Source organism: Streptomyces sp. NBC_01237, assembly GCF_035917275.1.
Classification (GTDB): Bacteria; Actinomycetota; Actinomycetes; order Streptomycetales; family Streptomycetaceae; genus Streptomyces.
In genome coordinates this window covers 7,709,652-7,721,682 of record NZ_CP108508.1, presented here as the reverse complement: position 1 = coordinate 7,721,682, position 12,031 = coordinate 7,709,652, and the positions used below count along the sequence as shown (strand labels likewise).

Below are 12,031 nucleotides of genomic sequence, written 5' to 3'. Positions count from 1 at the left end.
ATTCCCGTGCGTACGAGGAGCGTCCCTTGTCCGGTCCGAGCCCCGATTCCCTGCGTGCCGCCCGGCCCACCCTGGAGGCGGTGGCGGCCCGTGCGGGAGTCTCCCGGGCGACGGCCTCCCGGGTCGTCAACGGTGGCGCCGGGGTGCGGCAGCCGCTGGTGGATCAGGTACGCAAGGCCGTCGAGGAGCTCGGCTACATACCGAACCACGCCGCGCGGACGCTGGTCACCCGGCGCAACGGGGCGGTCGCGGTGATCATCGACGAGCCCGAGTTCCGCATCTTCTCCGATCCGTTCTTCTCCCGGCAGATTCGCGGCATCAGCCGCGAACTGAATCTGCACGACGCCCAGCTGGTTCTCCTCCTCGTGGAGGGCAGCGGTGACTTCGACCGGGTCACGCGCTATCTCGCCGGTGGCCACGTCGATGGCGTGCTGGCGTTCTCGCTGCACACCGACGACGAACTGCCCGCGATCATCCGCCGGTTCCATGTCCCCACGGTGTACGGCGGCCGCCCCGGGGCGGGTTCCGGACCGGCGGTGCCCTATGTCGACTGCGACAACCGGGGCGGTGCGCGCGAGGCCGTGCGCCATCTGGTCTCGCTCGGCCGACGGCGGATCGCACACATCGCAGGACCGCGCGACCAGACCTCGGCGCTGGACCGCATCGACGGTTACCTCGATGTACTGCCCGACGGCGATCCCGGCCTGATCGTGGACGCCGACTTCACCGCCGAGGGCGGCGCACGGGCCATGACGGAACTGCTGGAGCGCCACCCCGATCTGGACGCCGTCTTCGTCTCCAACGACCTGATGGCCTCGGGGGCCCTGCGGGTGCTGCGGGAGAACGGCAGGCAGGTGCCCGAGGACGTGGCTCTGGTGGGCTTCGACGACATGACGTCCGTCGCGGAGGCCACACAGCCGCCCCTGACGACGGTGCGTCAGGATGTCGAGGGTATGGGCAGGTTGATGGTGCGGCTGCTGATGGAGCGGCTGAACGGCGCCTCGGGCGACGGGGTCGAGTCCGTGATCACCCCGACCGAGCTGATCCACCGCGCCTCGGCCTGATCCCCGCCGACCGCCTCCGTCTACTCTCCTCTCCTCTTCCCTTCCTCCTCCCGTCGGCCCGCTTCCCGCTCCCGGGACGCGGGCCGACGGGATGCCCGCCGACGGCCGCCCCACCCCTTCCTGGAATATGTGTCAGCAGTGTTGACGCGACTCATGAAACAAGTCGATAGTCTTTGTAACATTGACTCCCGTGGAACAGATGTCTCCTCAGAAGCCGTCCGCATCATGGGAGTTGAGCCGGAAGATCATCGTCACCGCTCGCACAGGAGGGTGCACCATGGGCCGCTACAGCCGTCTCCGCGAGATCCGCCAGATGGATCCCAGCCGCGACTATGCCGAGATCCTCCGGCTGATCACGCAGTACGAGTTCCCCTGGGACTACCGGCAGGGCGTGAGCATCGCGTTCCTCCGTGACTTCGGGGTCCCCCGGATCTCCGTACTCCTGGACCGCACCCAGGAGTTCGAGCGGTCCGGGCAGAAGCGGTACGACGACACCGTCCTGATCGGGTACGAGATGTCCGCGGACGGCTTCGACTCGGCGCGCGGCCGGGCCGCCGCCCGCCATCTGAACCGGATCCACGGCAAATACCGCATTCCGAACGAGGACTTTCTCTATGTGCTGGCCACGACGGTCGTGGGACCGAAGCGCTGGATCGACCGGTTCGGCTGGCGGCCCCTGTGCGTCCAGGAGGTCGAGGCGCTGACGCAGGTCGCGCGGAAGACGGCGGCCATGATGGGCATCGAGGGAGCCCCCGCCACCTACGAGGGCTTCGAGCTGCTCCTCGATGCCTACGAGGAGCGGATGTTCGCGTACGACCCGGCGAACCGGCGGGTCGCGAGCGCCACGTTCCGGACGATGGCGAGCTGGTATCCGCGCCCGGTCCGCCCGCTGACCGCACGCTTCTCGCTCGCGCTGCTGGACGAGCCGCTGCTGCGGGCGCTGGGCTTCCGCGTGCAGCCCCTCCCGGTCCGGTCGGCGGCCGCAGGTGCCCTGAGGGCACGGTCCCGGCTGGTGCGGCTGCTGCCGGCCCGGCCGCGGTGGCTGCCCTCACGCCCGCAGCCCCGCTCGTACCCGTTCGGCTGGCGGCTGGATGATCTCGGTCCCCACTGGGCCCGCAACCGTCCCCTGGAGCCCCTGCCCGACGAGGTCCGGGCGGCGGCGCCCCCGGCCCGGGAACCGTCGTGAGCACCCGTCCGGGCCGGGGACGCCCGGCACCGGACGCCCGGCCGAGCCCCGGCAGCGGAGGCTGACCGACGGACCGGCTGACCGGCTATCCGGCGGCGAGCAGCGGCACGAAGTAGCGGCGCGCGAAGGACCGGACCTGCGCGTCGTCGTCCAGCGCGAAACAGCTGACCGGGTTGAGCAGGAACGAGACGGTGATCCGCACCATCAGCTCGGCGACGGGTGTCGGATCGCTCTCCGGTCTGCCTTCGGCCCGTCGTGCCTCGCGCAGCCGGTCGGCCAGATATCCACGCATGGCGAGAAAGGCCGGCCCGCTCTCCAGGGTGAGGAAAGGAAGCATGATCTCCGGTTCGAGCCTCAGCAGTCCGCCGACGAGCGGGTGTTCACGGATGTGCCTGAGGACGGCGACAAACCCCTCGACCATCCGGTCCTCGATGGTGGGCAGCATGGCGACCGCGTCGTCCACCTCCACCAGGAAGCGCCGGTACTCACGCAGCAGACAGGCCGAGACGAGGCCGTCCTTGTTGCCGATCCGCCGGTAGACGGTCACACGCGAGACCTTGGCCCGTTTGGCGACATCGTCCACGGTCGAACGGCGCAGTCCGAACGTGATGAACTGCTCGCGCGCCGCGTCGAGGATCTGTTCGCTGAGCGCGTCGGACGGCGGGGTCTGCGTGAGCGCCCCCGCGAGCAGCGCCTCGTTGGTGTCCTGCGTCGGCATGAGCCCTCCCCCCGTCACTGCGGTCCGACTCCACCATAGCCATGCCGGGACAGAGCGACATGATCCGTCACCCCGTAACTCTCCCCCGCTCAGGCAGCCTTCCGGAAGCTTCCGCCGCGAGGTCGGTCCGAGCCGTGGTCGTACACCGTCACGGGTATGTCCTTGCCGACGAGCCGTTGTCCGATCAGCGGCTCGATCCTGGACCACTTGCCCCCCGCCAGACCGCAGCCGATCCGCGGCATATGGACCGATGCCCCCAGCTCCGCCGCCCGTTCGGCCACGGAGCCCAGGGCCGCGTCCACCGCCTCGTACCGTATGGGCACCCCCTTGCTGCCCGTACGCATTCCCCGCTGCCCGATCATGTTCGCCACCCAGAGGTACGGACCGACCTGCACGAACTGCACGGCCCCCAGGGCGAAGTCGTTCCCCGCGCGCTCCCGGTGCCAGCGGCGGTACTCCCGCTCCGGCTCGGGCCAGCGGCGCGAGAGGGCCAGGACGAAGCCCTTGCCCCAGCCGCCCAGGTCGTTGCAGACGTGCGCGATCAGCTTGACACCCTTGCCCTGCGGAGCGGTGGCGTCCCCCCGTACATACGTGATCTCCAGCATGTCACCACCGTACGGACCACCACTGACAATCGCTTTCCGACGTCGGCGACCACTTTCACAACAGTGGTGAGACAGCAATACTGATGAACCGGATCGGCGCACGGGTACAGCCGTGGGACGCAAGGAGCAGACATCGTGACCGGGACCGACGAGCCGACGCTGACCGTCGACGAGCTGGCGGCACGCGCCGGAGTCACCGTGCGTACGGTGCGCTTCTACAGCACCCGGGGCCTGCTGCCGCCTCCGGTCATCGGTCCGCGCCGGGTCGGGCACTACGGGCGCGAGCACCTGTCCCGTCTCGCCCTGATCGAGGAGCTCCAGCACCAGGGCATGACGCTGGCCGCCATCGAACGGTATCTGGAGCAGCTGCCGCCGGATCTGAGCGCCCGTGACCTGGCGATCCACCGGGCCCTCGTGGCGTCCTGGGCTCCGGACAAGGCGGAGGAGACGACCAGGGCCGAGCTGGAGCGCCGGGCGGGCCGGGCCCTGACCGAGGGGGACCTGGACCGGCTGGCCGCGATGGAGGTGCTGGAGCGTCCCGAGGTGGCCGGGGGCACCTACCGGGTGGACCCCGGGCTGCTGCGGCTCGGCGTGGAACTGCTGGACGTGCCGATCGCGCACGAGACGATCCTGGCGGCGCGCACGGTCCTGCTGGAGCACACCCGGTCGGCCTCCCAGGAGCTGACACGGCTGTTCCGGGACGAGGTGTGGAATCCCTACCGTGAGCGCGAGTCGGACCCGGAACACGTCGCGGCGATGAAGTCGTTGTCGGCCCATATGCAGCCGATGGTGGTCCAGGCGCTGGTGACCGCGTTCCAGCGGTCGTTGAAGCAGGAGCTGCGGGCCGCGTTCACGGCGGAGTGAGCACGCCGTGCACACGGCCCGCGCCGCCCGGCCTCAGTCGTGGAAGGTCTCGCCCTTCCCGGCCATCTCCACGAGCAGTGCGGGCGGCAGGAACCGGTCCCCGTAGCGCTCGGCGAGTTCGCGGGCGCGGGCCACGAAACCGGGCAGGCCGCCCTCGTACCCGTTGATGTACTGGAGCACACCGCCGGTCCACGGCGGGAATCCGATGCCCATGATGGAGCCGATGTTGGCGTCCGCGACGGAGATCAGGACGTTCTCCTCCAGGCAGCGGACGCTGTCCAGCGCCTCGGAGAACAGCATCCGCTCCTTCATGTCGATGAAGGGCACATCGGCGTCCGGCTTCGTGAAGTGCTCGCGCAGCCCCGGCCACAGGCGGGCCCGCTTGCCGTCCTCGTCGTACTCGTAGAAGCCCGCGCCGCCACTGCGTCCCGGCCGCCCGAACTCGTCGACCATCCGGTCGATGACCTCGTCGGAGGGGTGCCCGGCCCAGGTGCCGCCCGCCTCCTCGACGGCCCGCCGGGTCTCGTCGCGGATCTTGCGCGGCAGGGTGAGGGTCAGCTCGTCCATCAGGGAGAGCACCTTGGCCGGGTAGCCGGACTGCGCGGCGGCCTGCTCGACCGAAGCGGGCTCGACGCCCTCGCCGACCATGGCGACGCCCTCGTTGATGAACTGGCCGATGACGCGCGAGGTGAAGAAGCCGCGTGAGTCGTTGACCACGATCGGCGTCTTCTTGATCCGGCGGACCAGGTCGAAGGCGCGGGCCAGGGCCTCGTCGCCGGTCCGCTCCCCCTTGATGATCTCGACGAGCGGCATCTTGTCGACGGGAGAGAAGAAGTGGAGGCCGATGAAGTCGGCCGGCCGTGACACACCTTCGGCGAGGACCGTGATCGGCAGCGTGGAGGTGTTGGAGCAGAGCAGGGCGTCGGGCTCGATGACGTCCTGGATCTCCTGGAACACCTTGTGCTTGAGCGAGGTGTCCTCGAAGACCGCCTCGATCACGGCGTCGCAGCCCGCCAGATCGGCCGCGTCACCGGTCGGGGTGATGCGGGCCAGCAGCTCGTCGCGCTTCGCCTCGGTCGTGCGGCCCCGCGAGAGCGCCTTGGCGAGGAGCTTCTCGCTGTACGCCTTGCCCTTGGCCGCCGCCTCCGCGGAGACGTCCTTCAGGACGACGTCGATGCCCGCGCGGGCGCAGGAGTACGCGATTCCGGCGCCCATCATCCCGGCTCCGAGGACGGCGACCCTGCGGACCGGGCGCTCCGGGACGCCCTTGGGACGGTTGGCGCCGGAGTTGACGGCCTGGAGGTCGAAGAAGAACGCCTGGATCATGTTCTTCGCGACCTGGCCGGTGACCAGCTCGGTGAAGTAGCGGGCCTCGATGGTCAGCGCGGTCTCGAAGTCGACCTGTGAGCCCTCGACCGCGGCGGCCAGGATGTTGCGGGGCGCGGGCATGGGGGCGCCGGCGATCTGCTTCTTCAGGTTGGACGGGAAGGCGGGCAGATTGGCGGCGAACCGCGGGTTGGACGGGGTGCCGCCGGGGATCTTGTAACCCTTGACGTCCCAGGGCTGCTGCGACTCGGGGTGCGCGTCGATGAAGGCGCGGGCCTTGGTGAGCATCTCCTCGCGGGTGGCCGCGACCTCGTGGACCAGACCGTTCTCCAGGGCGCGCGCGGGCGTGTACTGGGTGCCCTGGAGAAGCACCTTCAGGAGCGCGTCGGCGATGCCCATGAGGCGTACGGTGCGGGTGACACCGCCGCCCGCGGGCAGCAGTCCGAGGGTGACCTCGGGCAGGCCGATGCGGGAGCCGGGCGCGTCGAGGGCGACCCGGTGGTGGGAGGCGAGCGCGATCTCGTAACCGCCGCCGAGGGCGGCGCCGTTGATGGCGGCGACGACGGGCTTGCCGAGGGTCTCGATGCGGCGCAGCGACCTCTTGATGGCGGTGCCGGTGTCGAAGGCGGCCCGGGCGTTCTCGGGGCCGACCTTGATCATGTCCTTGAGGTCGCCGCCCGCGAAGAAGGTCTTCTTGGCGGAGGTGTAGATGATGCCGCGGATGGAGTCCTTCTCGGCCTCGGCGCGGTCGGCGACGGCGGCGATGGAGTCCTTGAACGCCTGGTTCATCGTGTTGGCGGACTGGTCGGGGTCGTCGAGGACGAGGGTGACGACGCCGGTCTCGTCCTGTTCCCAGCGGATGGTCGTGCTCTCGGTCATTGCTCTTCTTCTCCGTAAGCAGGGGTGGCCGGGGACGGTCAGAGACGTTCGATGACGGTGGCGATGCCCATCCCGCCGCCGACGCAGAGGGTGACGAGGCCGTACCGCTTGTCGCGCCGCTCCAGTTCGTCGATGAGCGTGCCGAGGATCATCGCGCCGGTCGCGCCGAGCGGGTGGCCGAGCGCGATGGCGCCGCCGTTGACGTTGACCTTGTCCAGGGAGAGGCCCATGTCCTTGACGAAGCGCAGGACCACTCCGGCGAACGCCTCGTTGATCTCGACGAGGTCGATGTCGTCGATGGTCAGCCCGGCCTTGGCCAGCGCCTTGCGGGTGGCGGGAGCGGGGCCGGTCAGCATGATGGTCGGCTCGGAGCCGGAGACGGCGGCGGAGACGATCCGGGCGCGCGGGGTGAGGCCGTAGCGCTCGCCGACCTCCTTGGAGCCGATCGCGACGAGGGCGGCGCCGTCCACGATGCCGGAGGAGTTGCCCGCATGGTGGACGTGGTCGATCTTCTCGACCCAGTGGTACTTCTGCAGCGCGACGGCGTCGAAGCCGCCCATCTCGCCGATCGCCGCGAAGGACGGCTTGAGGGCGGCGAGCGAGTCGGCGGTGGTGCCGGGCCGCAGGTGCTCGTCGCGGTCGAGGACGACGAGGCCGTTGCGGTCCTTGACGGGAACGACGGAACGGGCGAACCGCTCGTCCTTCCAGGCCGCGGCGGCGCGCTCCTGGGACAGGGCGGCGTACTCGTCGACATCGCGGCGGGAGAAGCCCTCGATGGTGGCGATGAGGTCGGCGCCGATGCCCTGCGGGGCGAAGCCGGTCTCGAAGTTGGTCATCGGGTCCATCGCCCAGGCGCCGCCGTCGGAGCCCATCGGGACCCGGGACATCGACTCGACGCCACCGGCCAGGACGAGGTCCTCCCAGCCCGAACGGACCTTGGCGGCGGCCAGGTTGACCGCTTCGAGGCCGGAGGCACAGAAGCGGTTCTCCTGGACACCGGCGACGGAGTCGGGGAGCCCCGCCGCGATGGCGGCGATCCTCGCGATGTCGGAACCCTGGTCGCCGAGCGGGCTGACCACGCCGAGCACGATGTCGTCGATGGCCGCCGGGTCGAGGTCCGGGAATCGGCCGCGGATCTCGTGGATGAGGCCGACGACCAGGTCGATCGGCTTGGTGCCGTGCAGGGCGCCATTGGCCTTGCCGCGGCCGCGCGGAGTGCGGATCGCGTCGTAGACGAATGCTTCGGTACTCAAGACAGCTGCCTTTCGGGGGTGGTTGGGCGACGAGGGGTCGGACGGGGAGGATCAGGCGAGCAGCGAGCGGCCGATGATCTCCTTCATGATCTCGGTCGTACCGCCGTAGATGGTCTGGATACGGCCGTCGGTGAACGCCTTGGCGACCCGGTACTCCGCCATGTAGCCGTAGCCGCCGTGCAGTTGGAGGCACCGGTCGGCGACGCGCTTTTGCAGTTCGGTGGCCCACCACTTCGCCATGGAGGCGTGTACCGCGTCGAGGACGCCCTCCGAGTGGTCGACGATGCACCGGTCCAGGAAGGTCCTGGTGACGGCGCACTCGGTGGCCATCTCGGCGATCTCGAACCGGATGTGCTGGAGCTTGGAGAGCGGCCGCCCGAACGCCTCGCGCTCCTTGACGTACTGCGTGGTGATCTCCAGAAGGTGTTCGGCGGCGGCGATCCCGGCGACCGCGATGCCCATCCGCTCCTGGGCGAGGTTGGTCATCAGGTGGACGAAGGCGCCGTCCCGCTCACCGAGGAGGTTCTCCTTGGGCACCCGGACGTCGTGGAAGAACAGCTCGGCGGTGTCCTGGGACTTCTGGCCGATCTTGTCGAGATTGCGGCCCCGCTCGAAGCCCTCCGCGCCGCGTTCGACGACGATCAGGGAGAGTCCCTTCGCGCCGCCCTCGGCCGTGGTCTTCGCGACGACGATCACCAGATCGGCGAGGACCCCGTTGGAGATGAAGGTCTTCGAGCCGTTGAGCAGCCAGTGGTCGCCCCTGTCCTCGGCCGTGGTGCGGATGCCCTGGAGGTCGGAGCCCGCGCCCGGTTCGGTCATGGCGATCGCGGTGATGGTCCCGCCGCTGCAGAAGCCGGGCAGCCAGCGGCGCTTCTGCTCCTCGGTGGCCAGGCCCGTGAGGTAGGGGCCGATGATGTCGTTGTGCAGACCTACGGCGAATCCGGGCGCCCCGGCCCGGGTGAACTCCTCGGCGAGAACGGCGCTGTAGCGGAAGTCGGCGTTGCCCCCGCCGCCGTACTCCTCGGGGACGGCGAAGCCGAGCAGGCCCTGCCGTCCGGCGGCGAGCCATGCCTCGCGGGAGACGATGCCGTCCTTCTCCCACTGCTCGTAGTGCGGGAGGACCTCCTTGGCCAGGAAGGTCCGGACGGTCTCGCGGAACGCGTGGTGCTCCTCGGTGAAGATCTGCCGCTGCACGGGGCCCCCTAGAGCCGGTTCTTGACGGTGGAGGTCGGCCGGGCGGCCTCGGGGCCGCCCGGCGTGACGGTGGGTGTGCTGACGCCCGCGTCGCGGAGTGCGCGCCCCATCAGCCGGTGGCGCCCTTGCGTGTGGCGGCTGTTCCGGTGGTGTCCGTTCCGGCCGTTTCCGCCCCGGCGGCGTCCGTTCCCGGCGTCCGTGCGGCCCGCAGGCCCGGTACGTCCCAGTCGGCGGCGACCGCCTCGGTGTCCGCACCGGGCCGCGCGGGTCCGCCGCGTACGGAGACCGGGGTCACCGAGAAGCGGGGGGCCGGCGCGGGCTGGGTGAGGCCGCCGTGCTCGACGAAGGTGCCGCGGGCGGCGAGATGCGGATGGTGCGGGGCCTCGCGGAGCGAGAGCACCGGGGCGACGCAGGCGTCCGTGCCCTCGAACACCTCGGTCCACTCCTCGCGCGTCCGGGTCAGAAACCGCTCGGCGACAGCGGTGCGCAGGTCGTCCCAGCGGGTGAGGTCCTTGCGGTCCGGGGCCCGGTCCGCGATACCGAGCAGGGTGATGAACTCGTCGTAGAACCGCTGCTCCAGCGGCCCCACCGCCATGTACTGCCCGTCGGCGGTCTCGTACGAGCCGTAGAACGGGCAGCCGCCGTCGAGGAGGTTGGAGCCGCGCCGGTCCTGCCAGCCGCCGGCCGCCAGCATTCCGTGGATCATCGTCGCGAGGTGGGCGGCGCCGTCGACGATCGCGGCGTCCACGACCTGGCCCGCCCCGCCGGGCGTGCGGGCGTGCTGGAGGGCGGCGAGGACGCCGACGACGAGATACAGCGAGCCGCCGGCGTAGTCGCCGACCAGGTTGGCGGGGACGGTGGGCGGCTCACCGGGTCTGCCGATCATGGAGAGGGTGCCGGTGAGGGCGATGTACGCGATGTCGTGCCCGGCCCGCTCCGCGAGGGGGCCGTCCTGTCCCCAGCCGGTCATCCGCCCGTAGACGAGTCGCGGATTGCGGGCCAGACAGCTCGCGGGCCCGACCCCGAGACGTTCGGCGACACCCGGCCGGTATCCCTCGATGAGGATGTCGGCACGTTCGGCGAGGTCCAGGACCCGGCCGGGCCCGCCCTCGGCCTTGAGGTCGACGAGGACCGAGCGCTTGTTGCGGTTGGTGAGGTCGTACGCGGGGTCGATGCCCAGACCCGAGCCGCCGGGGCGGTCGACCCGCACCACGTCGGCCCCGAGGTCGGCCAGCAGCATCGCGGCGAACGGACCGGGCCCGATCCCCGCCAGCTCGACGACGCGCACCCCCGTCAGCGGGCCTCGCGGGCTGTGCTCTGTCCTTGCCATCAAGCCCCCAGCGGTGTGACACAACCGATGTAACATCGATGATGCTAAGAACGCGTCACGCTCCGCACAACCCCTAGGACCGAGCAAGCGCTTAGTTCTCCCTCCCGATCCTCCCTCAAAGTCGCCGCCCGGCCGTGCCCCGCCGCGTCCCGCTCCGCTAGCCTCTGCCTGCCACATCGGCACCGGCTCCCTGCGGAGGTACTCGTGAACAGGCAGAGCGGGGCGAAACGCCCCTATGACGTCGTCCTTTTCGGTGCCACCGGATTCGTGGGGGTACTCACCGCCGAATATCTGGCCGCGAACGCGCCCGCCGACTGCCGCTGGGCACTGGCCGGCCGCGATCGCACCAAGCTGGAACGGCTGCGCGAGCGGCTGACCGCCATCGAGCCGCGCTGCGCCGAACTGCCCCTGGTGCAGGCGGACGCCGACGACGCCGACGCGCTGCGCGCGCTGGCCGAGTCGGCGCGGGTGGTGGCCACGACGGTGGGTCCGTACGTCTGGTACGGCGAGAAACTGGTCGCCGCCTGCGCCGAGGCGGGAACGGACTATGTGGACCTCACCGGTGAGGCGGAGTTCATCGACCGGGTGTACCTGGAGCACGACACCCGGGCGCGCGAGACGGGGGCACGCATCGTGCACGCCTGCGGATTCGACTCCGTACCGCACGACCTGGGCGCGTACTTCACCGTTCAGCAGCTGCCCCGCGACGTACCGCTCGTCATCGACGGCTTCGTCCGGAGCAACGCCGCGTTCTCCGGCGGCACGTTCGCCTCCGCCCTGACGGCGATGGGGCGCGGCCCCCAGATGCTCCAGGCGGCCAAGGAGCGGCGTCTGCACGAACCCCGGCTGGTCGGCCGACGCGTGCGGGCCCCGCTGGGCACCCCGCACTTCAGCGCCGCGACCGGCACCTGGGCGCTCCCGCTGCCGACCGTGGACGCCGGGATCATCGGCCGTTCCGCGCGGGCGCTGGAGCGTTACGGCCCCGACTTCCAGTACCGGCACTTCGCCTCGGTGAAGCACCTGCCGGTGGCCATCGGCTCGACGGCGGCTCTCGGCGCGCTGGTCACGGCCGCCCAACTCCCGTCCGTACGCGAGTGGCTGATGAGCCGATACGAGCCGGGCGAGGGGCCCGACGCGGAGCGCAGGAAGCGGAGCTGGTTCACGGTGCGCTTCGTCGGGGAGGGCGGCGGACGCCGGGTCTTCACGGAGGTGTCCGGCGGCGATCCCGGCTACGGGGAGACGGCGAAGATGCTGGCCGAGTCGGCGCTCTGCCTGGCCCTGGACGAGCTTCCGGCGACGTCCGGGCAGGTCACCACGGCGGTGGCGATGGGTGACGCGCTGCTGGGACGGCTCAGGGCGGCCGGTCTGGGCTTCCGGGTCGCGGCGGTCCGCTGAGCGCCTGCGCCCCGTTCGGTCCGGTGGCCACCGTCTCTTCCGGTGGCCACCGTTCACAGGAGCCAGGCGGCCAGGGTGTAGAGCATCGCGCCGAGCCAGACGAGCCCCACGGCACTGCCGAGGGCCATGCCCACCGCGATCCGGCGCTGAGCGGGGTGCAGAGGTGCCGTACGGACAGCCGTACGAGAAGTGTTCATACGTACCAGCCTGCCGATCA

At 70.6% G+C, this 12,031-nt stretch carries 11 protein-coding genes; 4 read left to right on the top strand and 7 right to left on the bottom strand.

The annotated features are described in order from the left end of the window. The first annotated feature begins 26 nt into the window (after positions 1-26). Together OG251_RS34180 and OG251_RS34175 are read left to right on the top strand one after the other, a co-directional pair. Positions 27-1,064 carry a LacI family DNA-binding transcriptional regulator gene (locus OG251_RS34180; RefSeq protein WP_326680728.1) on the top strand — a complete coding sequence of 346 codons (1,038 nt, stop codon included), beginning with the start codon at positions 27-29 and terminating at the stop codon, positions 1,062-1,064. 277 nt (positions 1,065-1,341) lie between these two features. Beyond that, the gene (locus OG251_RS34175) at positions 1,342-2,250 is read left to right on the top strand and encodes an oxygenase MpaB family protein (RefSeq protein WP_326680727.1); all 909 of its coding nucleotides are present in this window, start codon (positions 1,342-1,344) and stop codon (positions 2,248-2,250) included. 85 nt (positions 2,251-2,335) lie between these two features. Here OG251_RS34175 and OG251_RS34170 read toward each other — a convergent pair whose 3' ends face one another. After that, positions 2,336-2,968 (bottom strand): TetR/AcrR family transcriptional regulator, encoded by a 633-nt coding sequence (locus OG251_RS34170; RefSeq protein ID WP_326680726.1) that lies wholly within the window; start codon positions 2,966-2,968, stop codon positions 2,336-2,338. A gap of 89 nt (positions 2,969-3,057) precedes the next feature. Next, entirely contained in the window at positions 3,058-3,573 is a 516-nt protein-coding gene (locus tag OG251_RS34165) for a macro domain-containing protein (protein ID WP_326680725.1), read from the bottom strand. Between the two features lie 132 nt (positions 3,574-3,705). On the opposite strand from OG251_RS34165, the gene OG251_RS34160 reads away from it, so the two are divergent. Further along, positions 3,706-4,437: a MerR family transcriptional regulator gene (locus OG251_RS34160; protein ID WP_326681513.1), complete on the top strand. Its 732-nt coding sequence runs from the start codon at positions 3,706-3,708 to the stop codon at positions 4,435-4,437. Positions 4,438-4,470: 33 nt separating this feature from the next. Here the strand turns inward: OG251_RS34160 and OG251_RS34155 are convergent, their stop codons facing one another. The 4 genes from OG251_RS34155 to OG251_RS34140 form a co-directional block, all read right to left on the bottom strand. Beyond that, positions 4,471-6,642, bottom strand: coding sequence for a 3-hydroxyacyl-CoA dehydrogenase NAD-binding domain-containing protein (locus OG251_RS34155; protein WP_326680724.1), 2,172 nt, complete (start codon positions 6,640-6,642; stop codon positions 4,471-4,473). 38 nt (positions 6,643-6,680) lie between these two features. Continuing rightward, positions 6,681-7,895: an acetyl-CoA C-acetyltransferase gene (locus OG251_RS34150; protein WP_073719769.1), complete on the bottom strand. Its 1,215-nt coding sequence runs from the start codon at positions 7,893-7,895 to the stop codon at positions 6,681-6,683. A gap of 51 nt (positions 7,896-7,946) precedes the next feature. Next, positions 7,947-9,089: an acyl-CoA dehydrogenase family protein gene (locus tag OG251_RS34145; RefSeq protein ID WP_326680723.1), complete on the bottom strand. Its 1,143-nt coding sequence runs from the start codon at positions 9,087-9,089 to the stop codon at positions 7,947-7,949. 109 nt (positions 9,090-9,198) lie between these two features. Continuing rightward, positions 9,199-10,419 carry a CaiB/BaiF CoA transferase family protein gene (locus OG251_RS34140; protein ID WP_326680722.1) on the bottom strand — a complete coding sequence of 407 codons (1,221 nt, stop codon included), beginning with the start codon at positions 10,417-10,419 and terminating at the stop codon, positions 9,199-9,201. A 204-nt stretch (positions 10,420-10,623) separates the two neighbouring features. Here OG251_RS34140 and OG251_RS34135 point away from each other — a divergent pair, with 204 nt between their 5' ends. Continuing rightward, the gene (locus OG251_RS34135) at positions 10,624-11,814 is read left to right on the top strand and encodes a saccharopine dehydrogenase family protein (RefSeq protein WP_326680721.1); all 1,191 of its coding nucleotides are present in this window, start codon (positions 10,624-10,626) and stop codon (positions 11,812-11,814) included. Positions 11,815-11,867: 53 nt separating this feature from the next. On the opposite strand, the gene mmpA is transcribed toward OG251_RS34135, so the two are convergent. Continuing rightward, positions 11,868-12,011 carry a morphogenic membrane protein MmpA gene (mmpA, locus tag OG251_RS34130; protein ID WP_326680720.1) on the bottom strand — a complete coding sequence of 48 codons (144 nt, stop codon included), beginning with the start codon at positions 12,009-12,011 and terminating at the stop codon, positions 11,868-11,870. Positions 12,012-12,031 lie beyond the last annotated feature (20 nt).